Here is a 19,032-nt window from a genome sequence, read left to right on the forward strand (position 1 = left end):
ATCGCGGGCAAGCCCGCTCCCACAGGGGGCTCACTGGGGCAGAGATTTTTGGTACCGCCACAAATCAAATGTGGGAGCTGGCTTGCCTGCGATAGCGGTGGGTCAGCCGCCAGAAAGAGTGACTGGGTTGCCGCGATCGCGGGCAAGCCCACTCCCACAGGGGATCTCACTGGGGCAGAGATTTTTGGTACCGCCACAAATCAAATGTGGGAGCTGGCTTGCCTGCGATAGCGGTGGGTCAACCGCCAGAAAGAGTGACTGGGCTGCCGCCATCGCGGGCAAGCCCGCTCCCACAGGGGGGCTCACTGGGGCAGAGATTTTTGGTACCGCCACAAATCAAATGTGGGAGCTGGCTTGCCTGCGATAGCGGTGGGTCAGCCGCCAGAAAGAGTGACTGGGCTGCCGCGATCGCGGGCAAGCCCGCTCCCACAGGGGGTCTCACTGGGGCAGAGATTTTTGGTACCGCCACAAATCAAATGTGGGAGCTGGCTTGCCTGCGATGGGCGCACCTCAATCTCATTCGATCAACTGTGCATCCCGAAGCGCGCCAAGCGCCGCCAACCAACGCGGATCCTGCTTATAGTCAGTCGACGCAATCGCCTGCCCACGCATACGGGCAATACGTGCCGATGGCGTGACCTTCATGCGCTGGGCGGCACTCAGGGCCAGTTCGGCCGCTGCGCGGTCATTGCACACCAGGCCCATGTCGCAGCCAGCACTTAAAGCAGCCTCGATCCGGCTCGCCGCATCCCCCACCACGTGGGCACCGGCCATGGACAGGTCATCACTGAAAATCACCCCATCGAACTGCAATTCGCCGCGCAGGATGTCCTGCAACCAGCGACGCGAGAAGCCGGCCGGCTGGTTATCCACCTGTGGGTAAATAACGTGGGCCGGCATGACCGCGGCCAATTGCTTGCTCAGGCGCGCGAACGGCACCAGGTCATGGGTGCGCAGTTGTTCCAGGCTGCGCTCATCAACGGGAATGGCGACGTGGGAATCTGCCTCGGCCCAGCCATGACCCGGGAAGTGCTTGCCGGTGGCGGCCATGCCAGCGCTGTTCATGCCCCGGATAAAGGCGCCGGCCAGCAACGCGGCACGCTCGGGATCACCTTCGAACGAGCGCGTGCCTACGACGGCGCTGCGCTGGTAGTCGAGGTCCAGCACGGGGGCGAAGCTCAGGTCCAGGCCGACGGCCAGTACTTCCGTGGCCATGACCCAACCGCACTGCTCGGCCAGGTATTCGGCATTGGCATTGTCCGCCAGCGCCCGCATGGCCGGCAGGCGCACAAACCCCTGGCGCAGGCGCTGGACCCGACCGCCTTCCTGATCCACAGCCAGCAACAGGTCCGGGCGCACTGCGCGAATGGCGGCGCTCAACTCCCGCACCTGGCGCGGATGCTCGATGTTGCGCGCAAAAATGATCAGGCCGCCCACTTCAGGCTGGCGCAACAAGTGGCGATCTTCAGCCGTCAGCCAGGTGCCGGCGACGTCCACCATCAAAGAGCCTTGCAGGGCAGCAGTCATAAATTTTCCTTGAATGACGCGCGCACTTCACCGCCTCGCCAGGTCAAGCCAGGCAAGGCGGTGAAGTGCGGATAAATAGTTGAAATCGGCATGGGCGGCTAGCTTAGCGGATGCAAGCGGTTGCGCCCAGACGCCAGTGGCTAAACCTTGGCCGCCACCGGGACGGACTTGCTGCGCGGGCGCAGTTGAGCGGCGGCCATGGCCGGGTCGGTGACGCCGCTTTCCGCGCGCATACCGGCAGCCAGGAACGGCACCATCAGGCGCATCACCTGCTCGATGGAGGTGTTGACGCCGAAATCGGTCTCGGCGATGGCGCGCAAGGCTTTGATCCCGGACATGCTGAACGCAGCAGCACCGAGCATGAAGTGCACGCGCCAGAACAATTCGATAGGGGGAATACGCGGGGCCGCCTCGTTCACCAGCAACATGTAGCGACGGAATACTTTGCCGTACATATCTTCGAGGTATCGTCGCAAGTGGCCCTGGCTCTGACTGAACGCCAGGCCCAGCAGGCGCATGAAGATCGACAGGTCGTTGCCGCTGCGCGGCTGTACCACCAGGGCTTGCTCGACGAGGATTTCCAGCAGGTCTTCCAGGCTCGGCTTATTCTCAGGCTTGGCCTGGCGCCGCTCCAGCTCACGGTCGAGGCTGATGCAGAATGGCCCCAGGAAGCGCGAGAAGACCGCCTGAATCAGGGCTTTTTTCGAGCCGAAATGATAGTTCACTGCTGCCAGGTTGACCCCGGCCTTGCTGGTGATAAGCCGCAATGAAGTTTCAGCAAATCCTTTTTCCGCGAACAACTGCTCGGCAGCATCGAGAATGCGTTCAACGGTTTCCGACTGGGCCATGGCTACTCCGCCTGACAAACACTTGTTTGAAACATACGTTTCACCTTGTGCAATGTCAAGCCTGCAGGTCCGTTTTCCGGCCGGTCAGTCACCCGATTCGCACCTATTTAATCACATCTTCCACCGCCTGTAGGCAGCGCTGTCTCCAGGCTTTGCAGGGCCCGACGGATGACCGTCCGGCGGAGTCGGCAAAAACGATGATTGCCAAGCGCAGTTCACTGTATATAATCCCAGTCACTGTATAAAAAGACAGAGCGATCAACATGCTAAAACTGACGCCACGCCAAGCTGAGATTCTCGCTTTTATCAAGCGCTGCCTCGACGACAACGGCTATCCGCCGACCCGGGCAGAAATCGCCCTGGAGCTGGGGTTCAAATCCCCCAATGCTGCCGAAGAACACCTGAAGGCCCTTGCCCGCAAGGGTGCGATCGAAATGACCCCGGGTGCGTCCCGCGGTATTCGCATCCCTGGCTTCGAAGCCAAGGCTGACGAATCGACACTGCCGATCATCGGCCGGGTCGCTGCCGGTGCGCCGATTCTGGCACAACAGCACGTCGAAGAGTCCTGCAACATCAACCCGACCTTCTTCCATCCTCGCGCCGATTATCTGTTGCGGGTCCATGGCATGAGCATGAAGGACGTGGGCATCTTCGACGGCGACCTGCTGGCCGTGCACACCACCCGCGAAGCGCGTAACGGCCAGATCGTCGTGGCCCGCATTGGCGATGAAGTAACGGTCAAGCGCTTCAAGCGCGAAGGCAGCAAAGTCTGGCTGCTGGCAGAAAACCCTGAGTTTTCGCCGATTGAAGTCAACCTGAAGGATCAGGACCTGGTGATCGAAGGCTTGAGTGTCGGCGTAATTCGCCGCTAACGGAGGCATCATGCAGTTCCCACACGCGCAACAACATACACAACTGCCGCTGTTTGAGGCCTTTCTGGCCCAGCCACTTGCACCTATCCTCAGCGAGGCGGTGGAGTCCCCATGGACCGCCCCCGCCGAACCGGAGGTCTTCAGTGAATTGTCGTTGCGCGGCGCTGCCGGGAACTGCCTGAGTTTGCTGGCGCCGATCCTGCGTGAACTGAGCGAGGAACAGGACGCCCGCTGGCTGACCCTGATCGCCCCGCCCTCCAGCCTGACCCAAGCCTGGCTGCGGGACGCGGGCCTGAACCGCGAGCGCATCCTGCTGCTGCAACCACGCGGCGCCCAGAGCGCCCAGCAACTGACCTGCGAGGCATTGCGCCTGGGGCGTAGCCACACCGTCGTCAGCTGGCTGAACCCGCTGGGCGCTTCGGCCAAGCAGCAGTTGATCAGCGCAGCGCGCACAGGCGATGCACAAAGTTTGAATATTCGATTGGGATAAACCCGAGACTGGCGCGCAACGCGTTCTCGGGAGTGGCACAGGTCGTCCGATTGCAGCCTGACGTCAAGTCAGTGCCTGCGATGGACGCAAGGCTTCTACAGAATTGAGAAGCCGATTGAACATTTGAATCTTAAAAAACGCCAAACGGACTCAGTGAAGAACCCGTGGACCGTCGTCTTTTTCAGGTTCGCCTTCAGCCAGGCGCCCCGCCATCTGCACACCCACGCTCAACATGGCTTTTGCCACTTCCACATGCTGGCCTTGCAGGAACGCCTTGGCGTCCTCGGAAAAATCCAAAGTCACCAGAGAACCCTCGTCCTCAGCCCTGCGCAGCTCAATTCGGCCGTCGGGCAATTCAACAATTTCCAGAAAGGACGTTGGCATAAAAATCTGTTCTCCAGGATAGCCCGGCATTATATCAGGCATGAGGGCTGCATCGCTCGGTATCTGAGGCAGCTTGCCGTGCGGCTTGATGAATGGTCAAAGGCCTGCCGAGTACACCCGACTCAGCACTCGTTCAATCCATCCCGAAAGCGGATCGCCAGCTTCTTCAGCTCCTGGCGCCAACTCTCCAGTTCGGCCCGGCTCAGTGGCTCCGGCCCTTCCTCTTCCAGGCTGACCGCAACGATCAGCGGCTGGGTCACATCGCCCTTGGGCTTGTGCGGCACACGCGGCGGCTGGAACATCGCCGAATGCGCAGCCAACAAGCGTGCCAGCCAACTGTCGGGGCTGCGGGCCATTTCCACCAATTCAGCCAACTCAGGAATAGCCAGCGACTCCTGCACCTCACGGGTCAGGATATCCTCGGCCCGTGGCGCATTCGCCTGGGGCAAACGATAGAAGCCGGCAATTTCATGACACAGGCCCAGCAAGGCCCCGTACAGGTGAAACAACGCCGACTCTCGCCCCGCCTGGACCAGCGCGATAGCGTTCATCTCCTTTCCTTCCTCGGCGCGGCCAAGGGCTTCCAGGGACAAACCCGCGAAGTAAATTTTCTGGTTGGTACGGGTATAGAGTTCGTTGGCCATGACGGCAGTCTCCACAACGACATAGATGTGATGCTGGCTGAACAGTGTCAAGGATGAGACAAGTCCACTGCAAGCGCAAACCAAAAGGCCGCCTGTGAAGGCGGCCTTTACTTCAACGCAGGTGCTGGATCAAGCGCCCTGGCGCTTATCCTCGACCTTCCACTTGCCACCGTCGTAGAAGGCTTTCCAGCCCGTAGGCTTGCCGTCCACTTCGGTCTGCACGTACTGCTCCTTGGTCTTGCGGCTGTAGCGGATCACGGCCGGGCGACCGTCGGGATCCTTCTTCGGCGCTTCGCACAGGAAGTGGTACTTCGGATCGATTTCATCCTTGTGCGGCACGATCTCCAGCACCAGCGGCGCACGGGTCTCGCGGTTTTTCGGGAACTGGCTGGCGGCCAGGAACAAGCCCGAAGCGCCGTCACGCAGGATATAGGTGTCGTTGACCTTCTCGCATTTGAGCTCGGGCATCTTCACCGGGTCCATCTTCGGCGGCGCCGCGTCACCGCTTTTCAGCAGTTTGCGGGTGTTCTTGCAGGTCGGGTTGGTGCAACCGAAGAACTTGCCGAAACGACCGGTCTTGAGCTGCATCTCGCTGCCGCACTTGTCGCATTCCAGGCTCGGGCCTTCATAGCCCTTGATGCGATAGGTGCCTTCTTCGATCTCGTAGCCGTTGCAATCGGGGTTGTTACCGCAGATGTGCAGCTTGTGCTTCTCGTCCAGCAGGTAGGCATCCATGGCCGTGCTGCAGATCGGGCAACGGTGCTTGCCACGCAGCACCAGCGACTCGGATTCACCCTCGTCATCGGCAGCGATTTCATCACCTGGCACCAGGTTGACGGTGGCCTTGCAGCGCTCTTTGGGCGGCAGGCTGTAGCCCGAGCAACCCAGGAACACACCGGTCGACGCGGTACGGATCTGCATTGGACGACCGCAGGTGGTGCACGGAATATCCGTCATCACCGGCTGGTTGGCACGCATGCCGTTTTCCGGGCTCTCGGCTACTTCGAGTTTTTTCTTGAAGTCGCCATAGAACTCGTCGAGTACATTTTTCCAGTCGCGCTCGCCCTGGGCCACGTCATCGAGATTCTCTTCCATGCCGGCAGTAAAGCCGTAGTCCATCAGGTTGGAGAAGCTCTCGGACAGACGCTCAGTAACGATATCGCCCATCTTTTCCGAATAGAAACGACGGTTGTGCAAGGCAACGTAGCCACGGTCCTGGATCGTGGAAATGATCGCCGCATAGGTCGAAGGACGACCGATACCGCGTTTTTCCATCTCCTTGACCAGGCTGGCTTCCGAATAACGGGGTGGTGGCTTGGTGAAGTGCTGGCTCGGATCGAGTTTGATCAGCTTCAGCGCATCGCCCTGGGCCATGTCTGGCAGCACATCGTCATCACCCGGCTTGGCGATTTGCGGCATCACGCGGGTATAGCCGTCGAACTTGAGGATCCGGCCCTTGGCACGCAGCTCGAAGTCCCCGGCACCCACTGTGACGGTAGTGGACAGGTATTGCGCCGGCAGCATCTGGCACGCCAGGAACTGGCGCCAGATCAGCTCGTAGAGGCGCTCAGCGTCGCGCTCCATGCCGGTCAGCTTGCTTGGCTCGGTATTGGCGTCGGACGGACGAATCGCTTCGTGAGCCTCTTGTGCGCCTTCCTTGCTGCTGTAGACGTTTGGCTTCTCCGGCAGGTACTTCTTGCCGAACTCGCTTTCAATATAAGTACGCGCCATCGCCACCGCGTCCACCGACAGGTTGGTGGAGTCAGTACGCATATAAGTGATGTAGCCCGCTTCGTACAGACGCTGGGCCATCATCATCGTCTTCTTCACGCCAAAGCCCAGGCGGTTGCTCGCGGCCTGTTGCAGGGTGGAGGTGATGAACGGCGCCGACGGCTTGCTGCTGGTGGGCTTGTCTTCACGCTTGACGATGCTGTAGCTGGAAGCCTTGAGCTTGTCCAGCGCGGCCATGGCCTGGGCTTCGTTGAGCGGCTTGAAGGCCTCGCCTTTCTCGCGGGCCACTTCAAAGCGCACGTTATTGCCCTTGGCGGTACCGAGGTCCGCGTGGACTTCCCAGTACTCTTCAGGGTTGAACGCACGAATCTCGCGCTCACGCTCCACCACCAGCTTGACCGCTACCGATTGCACACGGCCAGCGGACAGGCCGCGGGCGATCTTCGCCCACAGCAGTGGCGAGACCATGTAGCCGACGACGCGGTCGAGGAAGCGCCGCGCCTGTTGGGCATTGACGCGGTCAATGTCCAACTCGCCCGGCTTGGAGAAGGCTTCCTGGATCGCCTTCTTGGTGATTTCGTTGAACACCACGCGCTTATAGCGGCTGTCATCCCCACCGATGGCTTCGCGCAGGTGCCAGGCAATGGCTTCCCCTTCGCGGTCCAAGTCCGTCGCGAGATAGATGGTGTCAGCATCCTTGGCGAGCCGGCGCAGCTCCTCGATCACCTTTTCCTTGCCCGGAAGGATTTCGTACTTGGCCTTCCAGCCATGATCCGGGTCCACACCCATGCGCGAGACCAACTGCTTGCGCGCCTTCTCTTTAGGCGAGAGCACCGGACCTTCGCCCGCAGCCGCCTTGCCGCGCTTGGCAGCAGGCTCCTTGCTGGCGCTAGCCGAACCGCTGGTGGGCAGGTCTCGGATATGGCCGATACTCGACTTCACCACGTACTCGTTACCCAAGTACTTGTTGATGGTCTTGGCCTTAGCCGGGGATTCCACAATGACCAGCGATTTGCCCATGGATCGGAAAATTCCTGAATTCGAGAAGAGAAAGGCGGTTGGCGCCTGACGCGGCAACGCTATATATAGTGGCAACACAGTGAGGTCAAGCGCAGCATTGCGCGCAACCCGCCGTTATTGCCCTGAAAAAAGACTGGGTTCGACCTGCACCAAAGCAAAGCGCGGGACCTGCTTGCCGTCAACCTCGACGGTCTCCAGGAACATGCTCAAGGGACGCACCCAAAAGCCGTAATCGCCATACAGTGCTTGGTAGAACACCACTTCTTCCTCGGTCTCGGAGTGCCGTGCCACATTAAAAACGCGGTACTTGGGACCTTTATAATGCTGGTAGAGCCCTGGTTCGACTTTCATGCTCTGACCCTCTTACAAAATTTATTAAAAAAAAATTAAAAATTCCAAAAAACAAAAACCGGGGCACTGGGCCCCGGCTTCCGTCAACCCAACGCTTAGACGCGTTCGAAGACGGTGGAAATGCCTTGGCCGAGACCAATGCACATGGTTGCAACCCCCAGGTTGCCGCCATTTTGCTTCATCACGTTAAGCAAGGTGCCGGAGATACGTGCACCGGAGCAACCGAATGGGTGGCCCAGGGCAATCGCACCGCCGTGCAGGTTAACCTTCTCGTTCATCTTGTCGAGTACTTTCAAATCTTTCAGCACTGGCAAGGCCTGTGCGGCGAAAGCTTCGTTGAGCTCGAAGAAGTCGATGTCGGAGATGCTCAGACCTGCGCGCTTCAAGGCTTTTTGTGTGGCCGGTACTGGACCATAGCCCATGATCGCCGGGTCCACACCCGCTACGGCCATGGAACGGATCACCGCCAGAGGCTGGATCCCCAGGTCCTGGGCACGCTGAGCCGACATCACGATCATGCACGAAGCACCATCAGTGATCTGCGACGACGTACCGGCTGTCACGGTGCCGCCCTTTGGATTGAACGCCGGCTTCAAGGCCGCCAGGCTTTCCAGGGTGGTGTCCGGACGAATGGTTTCGTCGTAGTCGAACAGTTTCAGGAAACCGTTCTCGTCGTAGCCGTTCATCGGGATGATTTCATCCTTGAACTTGCCTTCCACAGTCGCCTTGTGGGCCAACTGGTGGGAGCGCAAGCCAAAGGCGTCCTGGGCTTCACGGGTGATGCCATGCATCTTGCCGAGCATTTCCGCAGTCAGGCCCATCATGCCCGAGGCTTTCGCCGCGTACAGCGACATGTGCGGGTTAGGATCGACACCGTGCATCATGCTGACGTGACCCATGTGCTCCACGCCACCGACCACGAACACATCACCGTTGCCGGTCATGATCGCCTGGGCAGCCGTGTGCAGCGCGCTCATCGACGAGCCACACAGGCGGCTGACGGTCTGGCCGGCCGCGGTGTGCGGGATCTGCGTCATCAAGGAGGCCATGCGCGCGATGTTCCAGCCCTGCTCCAGGGTCTGGTTGACGCAGCCCCAGATCACGTCCTCGACCTCGTTCGGGTCGACCTTGACGTTACGCTCCAGCAACTTGCTGATCAGGTGCGCCGACATATCTTCGGCACGGGTGTTGCGGTGCATGCCGCCCTTGGAGCGGCCCATCGGAGTACGACCGAAGTCGACAATCACGACGTCTCTTGGATTCAAGCTCATAAATATTCTCGCTCTAGTCGTCTGGGCACTTAACCGAAGAAGCTCTGGCCATTCTTGGCCATCTCGCGCAGCTTCGCAGTCGGGTGGTACAGCGGGCCCAGATCAGCGTACTGATCAGCCAGGGCAACGAACTCGGCCACACCGATCGAGTCGATGTAACGCAGCGCACCGCCACGGAATGGAGGGAAACCAATACCGTACACCAGGCCCATATCGGCTTCGGCGGCGGTTTCGACGATGCCGTCTTCCAGGCAACGTACGGTTTCCAGGCACAGGGCGATCATCATCCAGTTGATGATGTCTTCGTCAGACACCTCACGCTGCTCGTAGACGATGGGTGCCAGCACTTCGTGAACCGATGGGTCGGCAACTTTCTTCTGCTTGCCCTTCTTGTCGGTCTCGTAGGCGTAGAAGCCCTTGCCATTCTTCTGGCCCAGGCGCTTGGCTTCGTAGAGTGCATCGACAGCCGAACGACGGTCGTCCTTCATGCGGTCCGGGAAGCCTTCAGCCATGACGTCGCGACCGTGGTGGCCGGTGTCGATGCCTACCACGTCCATCAGGTACGCCGGGCCCATGGGCCAGCCGAATTTTTCCATGACCTTGTCGATACGCACAAAGTCCACGCCAGCGCTGACCAGCTTGGCGAAACCGCCGAAGTACGGGAACAGCACGCGGTTGACCAAGAAGCCCGGGCAGTCGTTGACCACGATCGGGTTCTTGCCCATTTTCTTGGCGTAGGCAACGGTGGTGGCAACAGCCAGCTCGCTGGACTTCTCGCCACGGATCACTTCTACCAGCGGCATCATGTGCACCGGGTTGAAGAAGTGCATGCCGACGAAGTTTTCCGGACGCTTGAGGGCCTTGGCCAGCAAGGTGATGGAAATGGTCGAGGTGTTGGACGCCAGGATCGTGTCTTCTTTGACCTGGGCTTCGACTTCAGCCAGTACCGCCTGCTTGACCTTCGGGTTCTCGACAACCGCTTCGACCACCAGGTCGACATGGCCGAAATCACCGTAGGACAGCGTAGGACGAATGCCGTTAAGCACTTCAGCCATTTTCGCAGCGGTCATGCGACCTTTATCAACGCGGCCGACCAGCAGCTTGGCAGCTTCCGCCAGGCCTTGCTCGATACCGTGCTCGTTGATGTCTTTCATCAGGATCGGCGTGCCTTTGGACGCCGACTGATAGGCAATACCACCGCCCATGATCCCGGCGCCGAGTACGGCAGCCTGTTTCACGTCTTTGGCGATTTCGTCGTAGGCCTTGGCTTTTTTCTTCAGTTCCTGATCGTTCAGGAACAGGCCGATCAAGCTCTGCGCAGCAGAAGTCTTGGCCAGCTTGACGAAGCCGGCAGCTTCGATTTCCAGGGCCTTGTCGCGACCGAAGTTCGCGGCTTTCTGGATGGTCTTGATCGCTTCGACCGGCGCCGGGTAGTTAGGGCCCGCTTGACCGGCCACAAAACCCTTGGCGGTTTCGAACGACATCATTTGTTCGATGGCGTTGAGCTTGAGTTTTTCCAGCTTAGGCTGACGCTTGGCCTTGTAGTCAAATTCGCCGCTGATGGCGCCCTTGATCAGGTTCAGTGCCGCTTCTGCGAGTTTTTCCGGAGCAACCACAGCATCGACGGCGCCGACTTTCAGCGCGTCTTCAGCACGGTTTTCCTTGCCGGCGGCGATCCACTCGATGGCGTTGTCGGCACCGATGATACGCGGCAGGCGCACGGTACCGCCGAAGCCCGGGTAGATACCCAGCTTGACTTCCGGCAGGCCGATTTTCGCGCTGGAAGCCATGACGCGGAAGTCCGCAGCCAGGCACATTTCCAGACCGCCGCCCAGAGCGATGCCATTGATCGCGGCAACGGTCGGCACGTTGAGGTCTTCGAAATCGCTGAAAATCTTGTTGGCTTCGAGGTTGCCAGCCACAAGCTCGGCATCGGGCAGCTTGAAGTTGTCGACGAATTCGGTGATGTCAGCGCCGACGATAAACACGTCCTTGCCGCTGGAGACGATCACACCTTTGATCGATGCATCAGCCTTGATGGTGTCTACGGCCTGACGCAGTTCGTTCAGGGTTAGACGGTTGAACTTGTTGACGGACTCACCCTTGAGGTCGAATTTCAATTCGACGATGCCACTTTCAAGAGCCTTAACCGTGATGGCTTTACCTTCGTAAATCATCAACTGATCTCCACGATATGGAAGCTGAACAGTACACATCGGACGCTGGCCCCTGGTCGGGCATTGATCATTTCGTCAATGCTCACGCCAACGCGCCAGGCACACCCGCCAATGCGATAGTCGGGATTATGTATGAGATGCCTGACAGACAAACACTCAATTCATACGCCCGTTTGATTTGGGTACGCCACCTTCAGCCAAATTCCGACAATTGTCAATCGCCCGAAAGCGCTGTAAAAACGCGACTTTTCAGTCATTTCATAACCGCCAAGGCGAATCAATGCGCAGGTATTCACCTGATCAATAATCCAAAAGAGCCAGCAAAGGCCTGTACAGCGGCGGATATCCGGCTAGGCTAGCCGCATGTGGGAACGCCGGCGCGAATGCGCGGCGCGATGAAACGCAGAATGACCGGCCTGCCTGGCCAACTCCAGCCCGATGATGATGTCGGGCTTTTTATTGCCTCAGGCCAGGGCCTTGAGTAACGCACTGATGGCCTGCAAGTCACTGGACTCGCCCTTCTCGCCCCAGTACAGGGCGATCATCTGCTTGTCCGCCTCCACTTTGAAGACATTGGCCGGCAGCGTTGCAAAATGCGGCAACAACTTCTCGTCCACGCAGATTTCCTGCCATTGGTTGACCCACACACCTGGCTCCTGCTGCCAGTAAACCCACAGCGCGGGTTTGCTGCCGCGCCGTGGCCGACAGTACTGCGCACAGGGGCTGGGCGGCTCCTGCTTGAGCCAGTGCGGCCATTCCTGGGGCGACAGTTGCATCGCCAGGCCGATGCGTCGCGCCTCCATGCGCAGGGCCATGCGCCCGCTCTGGTGGCGCGAGGGCCGCAGCCATGCCAGAGGGCTCAAGACCACTAGAAGGATTGACACCACTATCCAGACCGTCATATGTGTACTCCCGAATTTCTAGATGAGCGGATTTGACCCCATCCGCTTGAAAGCAGCCATACTGAACTTATTGCAGTCCCCTGGAGGAACGCCTCATGACTTACCAACATATTCTGGTCGCCGTGGATCTGACCGAAGAGTGCGATCCGGTGATCAAGCGCGCCGTGGCCATTGCCGGCGATACCGTGAAGCTGTCGCTGGTGCATATCGTCGAACCCATGGCCATGGCCTTTGGCGGCGACGTACCGATGGACCTTTCGCAACTGCAACAGCAGCAGTTCGACCAGGCCAAGGAGCGCCTGGACCGACTGATTGCCAAATATCCCGCACTGAAAAAAGACCAAAGCCACCTGACTTACGGCCAGCCACGCCAGGAAATCCATCATCTGGCCAAGGAACAGAACTGCGACCTGATCGTGGTCGGCAGCCATGGTCGCCACGGCTTGGCGTTGCTGCTGGGCTCGACCGCCAACGACGTATTGCACGGCGCACCGTGCGACGTACTGGCAGTGAAGCTGGTAAAAAGCTCGTAAGAGCACTGCACATCAGATGTAGGAGCTGGCTTACCTGCGATAGCAGCCTGTCAGTTGATACATCGGGTGGCTGGCAGACCGCTATCGCCGGCAAGCCAGCTCCTACCTGTTGAAGTGCATTTCATATAAAAAAACCGGTACTCGTAAGAGCACCGGTTTTTTATTGCCGCTGAATCAATCAGGCATCCAGCTCGGCCCAACGCTCAACCAAGACTTCCAGCTCCTGGTTCAGCTTCTCCAGGGACTCGATGACCTTGGCCGTTTCTGCCGCCGGACGCAGGTAGAAGCCCGCGTCAGCCATGTCGGCCTCCACTGCAGCAATCTGCTTTTCCTTGGCTTCGATCTCACCCGGCAGGGCTTCGAGCTCACGCTGCAGCTTGTAGCTGAGCTTCTTCTTGGCAGCCGGCGCGGCTTCCTGAACCGGCGCAACAGCAGCCGGTGCAACCACAGCAGAGTTCAAGTCGGCCTTGCCAGACTTGCTCTCGGTCACGCCCAGCAGGCGCGGCGAGCCGCCCTGGCGCAGCCAGTCCTGGTAACCACCGACGTATTCGCGCACCTTGCCTTCACCTTCGAAGACCAGAGTGCTGGTGACCACGTTGTCGAGGAATGCCCGGTCGTGGCTGACCATCAGTACGGTACCGTTGAAGGTCAGCAGGACCTCTTCCAGCAACTCCAGCGTTTCCACGTCGAGGTCGTTGGTTGGTTCGTCGAGCACCAGCAGGTTGGCCGGTTTGCTGAACAACTTGGCCAGCAGCAGACGCGCACGCTCGCCGCCAGACAACGCCTTGACCGGCGTGCGCGCACGTTGCGGGCTGAACAGGAAGTCGCCCAGGTAGCTCAACACGTGGCGGCTCTGGCCGTCGATGTCGATAAAGTCGCGGCCTTCGGCGACGTTGTCGATCACGGTCTTTTCCAGGTCCAACTGGTGGCGCAACTGGTCGAAGTAGGCCACGTCGATGCGCGTCCCCTCTTCCACGGTGCCGCTGGTCGGTTGCAGACCGCTGAGCATCAGCTTGAGCAGGGTGGTCTTGCCGGTACCGTTGGCACCCAGCAGGCCGATGCGGTCGCCGCGCTGCAGGACCATGGAGAAGTCTTTGATCAGGAACGGGCCATCCGGGTGATGGAAGCTGACGTTCTCCAGGACCATCACCTGCTTGCCCGACTTGTCGGCGGTATCGAGCTGGATATTGGCCTTGCCGGTGCGCTCGCGACGTTCGCTGCGTTCCACACGCAAGGCTTTCAGGGCCCGTACACGGCCTTCGTTACGGGTGCGGCGGGCCTTGATGCCCTGGCGGATCCACACTTCTTCCTGGGCCAGCTTCTTGTCGAACAGCGCGTTGGCGGTTTCTTCAGCGGCCAGGGTGGCTTCCTTGTGCACCAGGAAGCTGGCGTAGTCGCCGTTCCAGTCGATCAGGCCGCCGCGATCCAGCTCGAGGATGCGCGTGGCGAGGTTCTGCAGGAAAGAACGGTCGTGCGTGATGAACAGCACGGCGCCCTGGAAGTCTTTGAGGGCTTCTTCAAGCCAGGCAATCGCGCCGATATCCAGGTGGTTGGTTGGTTCGTCGAGCAGCAGCAGATCCGGCTCGGAAACCAGAGCCTGGGCCAGCAGCACACGGCGACGCCAGCCGCCGGACAACTCGGCGAGGGTCTTGTCGGCCGGCAGTTGCAGGCGGCTCAGGGTGCTGTCGACCAATTGCTGCAAGCGCCAGCCATCACGGGCTTCGAGGTCTTGCTGGACGTGCATCAGTTTGTCCAGGTCGGCATCGGTGACGCAGTTCTGCGCCAGGTGATGGTATTCGGCAAGCAATGCGCCCACACCGTCGAGGCCTTCGGCAACCACGTCGAACACGGTCCGTTCGTCGGCCACCGGCAATTCTTGCGGCAATTCGCCGATCTTCAGGCCCGGGGCGCGCCACACGGAGCCGTCATCGGGCTTCTGGTCGCCTTTTACCAGCTTCATCATGCTGGACTTGCCGGTGCCGTTGCGGCCGATGATGCACACCCGCTCACCACGGGCGATCTGCCAGGACACCTTGTCCAACAACGGCATAGCGCCGAAAGCAAGGGACACATCGCTGAATTTGAGCAGGGTCATACGCTTCTCCAAAAACTGGGCGCGCATTCTACCTGAGTTGGGGGGTGAAGCGGCCGGCATTTTCGTGCCCGACACGTTCTGTAGGACATTTCTTGAGAACTTCAGCGAAGCAGCCAGCAAAGCTTTCACCGGCTGTAGGCAAAAGGCTAAGCTAGGGGTAATCAGTGTCGGCGGCGCCGGCACTAGTCCTGATTTCTTTGCACGGACGTCTCATGCGCAGTCGCCTTTTCAGCTTTTTATCTTGCCTGCTTCTTTCCTCCACCGCCGTCCAGACCGCCCAGGCCGTGGACCTGACCACCCAACGCCAATATTACGACCAAGCCAAGCGCGCCCTGGCCAAAGGTGACACCGGGCCGTACATGCAATACAGCCAGGCCCTGGCCGACTATCCGCTGACGCCTTACCTGGCCTATGACGAACTGACCGCCCGCCTGAAGTCCGCGAGCAACCAGGAAATCGAACAGTTCCTGGCCAAACATGGCGACCTGCCCCAGGCCAACTGGATGAAACTACGCTGGTTGCGCTGGCTGGCCGAGCGTGGCGATTGGCAGACCTTTGAAAAGTACTACGACGCCAAGCTCAATTTCACCGAACTGGACTGCCTCCACGGCCAATACCAGTTGAGCCACAACCTCAAGGCCGAAGGCTACAAGACCGCCGAAGCCCTGTGGATGACCGGTAAATCCCAACCCGCCGCCTGCGATGCCACCTTTGGCCAATGGGCCGCCGCCGGGCAATTGACCGAACAGAAAATCTGGGACCGCACCAAGCTGGCCGCCGAAGCCCGTAACTATGCGCTGGCCAACAGCCTGGTGAAAACCTTGCCCACCCTCGGCGCCCAGGGCCGCTTGATGGTGGATGTGGCGCAAAAGCCCGCCATGCTCAGCGACCCATCACGCTTCCTGCCGGCCACCGCGGCCATGTCCGACGCCGTTGGCCTGGGCTTGCGCCGCCTGGCGCGCCAGGATCCGGAACAAGCCATGGCCCTGCTGGATGGGTATGCCAGCAGCATGCACTTCTCCCGTGACGAAAAAGTCTCCATCGCCCGGGAAATCGGCCTGACCCTGGCGCGCCGCTACGACCCGCGCGCCCTGGATGTGATGACCAAATACGACCCGGAGTTGCGTGACAACACCGTCTCCGAATGGCGCCTGCGCCTGCTGCTGCGCCTGGCCCGCTGGGAAGATGCCTACCAGTTGACCCGCAAGCTGCCCCAGGACCTGGCCACCACCAACCGCTGGCGCTACTGGCAGGCCCGCGCCCTGGAACTGGCCGAGCCGAAGAACCCCCATGCACTGGTGCTGTACAAGGGCCTGGCAAAGGAGCGGGATTTTTATGGTTTCCTTGCCGCGGATCGCTCCCAGGCCCCGTATCAACTCAATAATCAGCCGCTGGTCATGAGCCAGGCGCTGGTCAACAAGGTGCGCAATACCCCGGGTGTACGCCGCGCCCTGGAATTTTATGCCCGTGGCCAGATCGTCGACGGCCGCCGCGAGTGGTATCACGTCAGCCGCCACTTCAACCGTGACGAAATGGTTGCCCAAGCCAAGCTTGCCTACGACATGAAGTGGTACTTCCCGGCGATCCGCACCATCAGCCAGGCCAAGTACTGGGACGACCTGGATATCCGCTTCCCCATGGCCCACCGCGACACTCTGGTGCGTGAAGCCAAGGTCCGTGGCCTGCATTCGAGCTGGGTGTTCGCCATCACCCGTCAGGAAAGCGCGTTTATGGATGACGCCCGCTCCGGCGTCGGCGCCAGCGGCCTGATGCAACTGATGCCCGCCACCGCCAAGGAAACCGCGCGCAAGTTCAGCATCCCGCTGGCGTCACCGCAGCAGGTGCTGGACCCGGACAAGAATATCCAACTCGGCGCCGCCTACCTGAGCCAGGTGCACAGCCAGTTCAACGGCAACCGCGTGCTCGCCTCCGCGGCCTACAACGCCGGCCCTGGCCGCGTACGCCAATGGCTGCGCGGCGCCGACCACCTGAGTTTCGACGTGTGGGTGGAAAGCATCCCGTTCGACGAAACCCGCCAGTATGTGCAGAACGTGCTGTCTTATTCGGTGATCTACGGGCAGAAGCTCAACTCGCCACAGCCGCTGGTGGACTGGCACGAACGTTATTTTGATGACCAGTAACAGCCGGTAGATGCTGCCCGCTTGAAGCTGCAAGTGCCCGCGTTGTGAGACGCGGGCATTTTTTTAGGGTTCGTCGTGGCCATCGCTGAATTGCAGGGCCGCCAGCCGCGCATACAGCGGGTTGCTGGCAATCAGCTGCTGATGGGTGCCCACTGCGACCAATTTCCCTTGATCCATCACCGCGATCCGGTCGGCGTTTTTTACCGTGGCCAGGCGGTGGGCGATCACCAGGGTGGTGCGCCCCTGCATCAGTTGCGGCAACGCCTGCTGGATCAAATGCTCGCTCTGCGCGTCCAAGGCACTGGTGGCCTCGTCCAGCAACAGAATGGGCGCATCCACCAGCAAGGCCCGGGCAATGGCCAGACGTTGGCGCTGACCGCCGGAAAGGCCCAGGCCGCCATCCCCCAGATGGGTCTGGTAACCGTCAGGCATTTGCAGGATGAAATCGTGGGCATGGGCAATGCGCGCCGCTTCTTCGACCTGGGCAAAACTGGCCTGCGGGTTGCCGTAGCGGATGTTGTCTTCGACGCTGCCAAAAAACAGCGCCGGGCTCTGGGACACCAAGGCAAAGCAGCGGCGCAGGTCCAGCGGGTCGAGATCGGTCAGCGGCTGGCCTTCGAGCAGCACCTGCCCCTGCTGCGGGTCATAGAAACGCAACAGCAAGTCGAACAGGGTGGACTTGCCCGCCCCGGACGGGCCGACCAGGGCCAGGGTTTCGCCAGCCTTGACGCTCAGGTTCAGGCCTTCGATGGCATAGCGATCGGGACGCGAGGGGTAGGAGAAATACAGGTCTTGCAGCTCCAGACGGCCACTGACCCGTTGCGGCAACTTGATCGCACCAGTCGCCGGCGCCTGGATGTCATTGCTCGACTGCAACAGCTCGGCAATCCGCTCCGCCGCCCCGGCAGCCCGTTGCAGCTCGCCGATCACTTCGCTCAAGGTGCCAAAGGCGCTGCCGACGATCAGGCTGTAGAACACAAAGGCCGCCAGCTCACCGCCGGAGATGCGCCCGGCAATCACATCCATGCCGCCCACCCACAGCATCACGCCGACGGCACCCAGCACCAGCACAATCACCAGAGTGATCAACCAGGCACGCTGGACGATGCGTTTGCGCGCCGTGGTGAACGCCTCCTCCACCGTCCGCGCGAAGCGCTGCTCATCCTGCACCTGATGGTTGTAGGCCTGCACGGTCTTGATCTGGCCCAGGGTCTCGGACACGTAGCTGCCGACGTCGGCAATCCGGTCCTGGCTCTGGCGCGACAGGCTGCGCACGCGGCGACCGAAGATCAGGATCGGCGCCAGCACCAGCGGCAGCGCCACCACCACAATGCTGGTGAGCTTGGGGTTGGTGATAAACAGCAACACAATCCCGCCGATCACCATCAACGCGTTGCGCAGGAACAGCGACAAGGATGAGCCGATCACCGATTGCAGCAATGTAGTGTCGGCGGTCAAGCGCGACTGGATTTCCGAGCTGCGGTTGTGCTCGTAGAACCCCGGATGCAGGTAGATCAGGTGGTTGAACACCAGCCGACGAATGTCCGCGACCACCCGCTCGCCGATCCACGACACCAGGTAAAAGCGCGCAAACGTGCCCACCGCCAGACCCAGCACGAGGATCATGAACAGGCCGATGGACTGGTTGAGCAGGTGCGGCGATTGGGTCATAAAGCCCTGGTCCACCAACAGCCGAATACCCTGGCCCATGGACAAGGTAATGCCTGCGGTGACGATCAGCGCGAGCAAGGCGCCGACAGCCTGCCAGCGATAGGGGGCAATAAAGCGGGTGGCCAGGCGAATGGCGCGGCGTTGACGGGCTGAAAGCATGGAGAGCATCACCTGAGGAAGACACCCCCAAGCCTACACTGCAATCGGATTGAACTTGGGCAAATCACAATGAGTCAGGTTAATTATGCCCGGCAAGACTAAGCCCTAGAGGCTATCGGTCTAAACTCCGGCTGGAAATCCAGCGTGATTTCTGCTGGAGTGGGCATTCGATCCGTCGACGGGCCATGGAGTTGTAACAGCTCGGTCACGCGGGGG

16 protein-coding genes are annotated in these 19,032 nt (G+C 60.3%); 5 read left to right on the plus strand and 11 right to left on the minus strand.

Features of this window, described 5'->3' with window-relative positions:
* Positions 1–516: 516 nt before the first annotated feature.
* The gene (gene nagZ, locus JFT44_RS15665) at positions 517–1,527 is read right to left on the minus strand and encodes a beta-N-acetylhexosaminidase (RefSeq protein WP_057438525.1); all 1,011 of its coding nucleotides are present in this window, start codon (positions 1,525–1,527) and stop codon (positions 517–519) included.
* A gap of 140 nt (positions 1,528–1,667) precedes the next feature.
* Positions 1,668–2,375 (minus strand): TetR/AcrR family transcriptional regulator, encoded by a 708-nt coding sequence (locus JFT44_RS15670; protein WP_057438524.1) that lies wholly within the window; start codon positions 2,373–2,375, stop codon positions 1,668–1,670.
* Positions 2,376–2,638: 263 nt separating this feature from the next.
* On the opposite strand from JFT44_RS15670, the gene lexA reads away from it, so the two are divergent.
* Together lexA and sulA are read left to right on the plus strand one after the other, a co-directional pair.
* Positions 2,639–3,247: a transcriptional repressor LexA gene (lexA, locus tag JFT44_RS15675; protein WP_029300096.1), complete on the plus strand. Its 609-nt coding sequence runs from the start codon at positions 2,639–2,641 to the stop codon at positions 3,245–3,247.
* Positions 3,248–3,257: 10 nt separating this feature from the next.
* Positions 3,258–3,737, plus strand: a complete 480-nt coding sequence (gene sulA, locus JFT44_RS15680) for an SOS-induced cell division inhibitor SulA (protein ID WP_057438523.1) — start codon at positions 3,258–3,260, stop codon at positions 3,735–3,737.
* Between the two features lie 150 nt (positions 3,738–3,887).
* On the opposite strand, the gene JFT44_RS15685 is transcribed toward sulA, so the two are convergent.
* From JFT44_RS15685 to fadB, 6 genes are all read right to left on the minus strand, one after another.
* A complete protein-coding gene (locus JFT44_RS15685; protein ID WP_026136850.1) occupies positions 3,888–4,121 on the minus strand; it encodes a hypothetical protein in 234 nt (77 codons plus the stop codon).
* Positions 4,122–4,243: 122 nt separating this feature from the next.
* Positions 4,244–4,765 carry a DUF6586 family protein gene (locus JFT44_RS15690; RefSeq protein WP_057438522.1) on the minus strand — a complete coding sequence of 174 codons (522 nt, stop codon included), beginning with the start codon at positions 4,763–4,765 and terminating at the stop codon, positions 4,244–4,246.
* A 129-nt stretch (positions 4,766–4,894) separates the two neighbouring features.
* Positions 4,895–7,516: a type I DNA topoisomerase gene (gene topA, locus JFT44_RS15695; RefSeq protein WP_057438521.1), complete on the minus strand. Its 2,622-nt coding sequence runs from the start codon at positions 7,514–7,516 to the stop codon at positions 4,895–4,897.
* 114 nt (positions 7,517–7,630) lie between these two features.
* Positions 7,631–7,867 (minus strand): DUF1653 domain-containing protein, encoded by a 237-nt coding sequence (locus JFT44_RS15700; RefSeq protein ID WP_029300088.1) that lies wholly within the window; start codon positions 7,865–7,867, stop codon positions 7,631–7,633.
* A gap of 95 nt (positions 7,868–7,962) precedes the next feature.
* Positions 7,963–9,138 (minus strand): acetyl-CoA C-acyltransferase FadA, encoded by a 1,176-nt coding sequence (fadA, locus tag JFT44_RS15705; RefSeq protein WP_005786153.1) that lies wholly within the window; start codon positions 9,136–9,138, stop codon positions 7,963–7,965.
* A gap of 29 nt (positions 9,139–9,167) precedes the next feature.
* Positions 9,168–11,315, minus strand: coding sequence for a fatty acid oxidation complex subunit alpha FadB (gene fadB / locus JFT44_RS15710; RefSeq protein ID WP_057438519.1), 2,148 nt, complete (start codon positions 11,313–11,315; stop codon positions 9,168–9,170).
* Between the two features lie 17 nt (positions 11,316–11,332).
* On the opposite strand from fadB, the gene JFT44_RS15715 reads away from it, so the two are divergent.
* The gene (locus tag JFT44_RS15715; RefSeq protein WP_157717225.1) at positions 11,333–11,674 is read left to right on the plus strand and encodes a hypothetical protein; all 342 of its coding nucleotides are present in this window, start codon (positions 11,333–11,335) and stop codon (positions 11,672–11,674) included.
* Between the two features lie 105 nt (positions 11,675–11,779).
* Here JFT44_RS15715 and JFT44_RS15720 read toward each other — a convergent pair whose 3' ends face one another.
* Entirely contained in the window at positions 11,780–12,217 is a 438-nt protein-coding gene (locus JFT44_RS15720) for a hypothetical protein (protein WP_057438518.1), read from the minus strand.
* Between the two features lie 95 nt (positions 12,218–12,312).
* Here JFT44_RS15720 and JFT44_RS15725 point away from each other — a divergent pair, with 95 nt between their 5' ends.
* Positions 12,313–12,750 (plus strand): universal stress protein, encoded by a 438-nt coding sequence (locus JFT44_RS15725; RefSeq protein WP_057438517.1) that lies wholly within the window; start codon positions 12,313–12,315, stop codon positions 12,748–12,750.
* Between the two features lie 178 nt (positions 12,751–12,928).
* On the opposite strand, the gene JFT44_RS15730 is transcribed toward JFT44_RS15725, so the two are convergent.
* Positions 12,929–14,845, minus strand: coding sequence for an ATP-binding cassette domain-containing protein (locus JFT44_RS15730; RefSeq protein WP_057960300.1), 1,917 nt, complete (start codon positions 14,843–14,845; stop codon positions 12,929–12,931).
* A 212-nt stretch (positions 14,846–15,057) separates the two neighbouring features.
* Between JFT44_RS15730 and JFT44_RS15735 the strand changes: the two genes are divergently transcribed.
* Positions 15,058–16,986 (plus strand): transglycosylase SLT domain-containing protein, encoded by a 1,929-nt coding sequence (locus JFT44_RS15735; protein ID WP_198799599.1) that lies wholly within the window; start codon positions 15,058–15,060, stop codon positions 16,984–16,986.
* 63 nt (positions 16,987–17,049) lie between these two features.
* Here JFT44_RS15735 and JFT44_RS15740 read toward each other — a convergent pair whose 3' ends face one another.
* On the minus strand, positions 17,050–18,825 hold the full coding sequence (locus tag JFT44_RS15740; RefSeq protein ID WP_164844806.1) for an ABC transporter transmembrane domain-containing protein: 1,776 nt from the start codon (positions 18,823–18,825) through the stop codon (positions 17,050–17,052).
* Between the last annotated feature and the right edge of the window lie 207 nt (positions 18,826–19,032).

This window comes from Pseudomonas sp. MF5691, assembly GCF_016405645.1.
Classification (GTDB): domain Bacteria; phylum Pseudomonadota; class Gammaproteobacteria; order Pseudomonadales; family Pseudomonadaceae; genus Aquipseudomonas; species Aquipseudomonas shahriarae.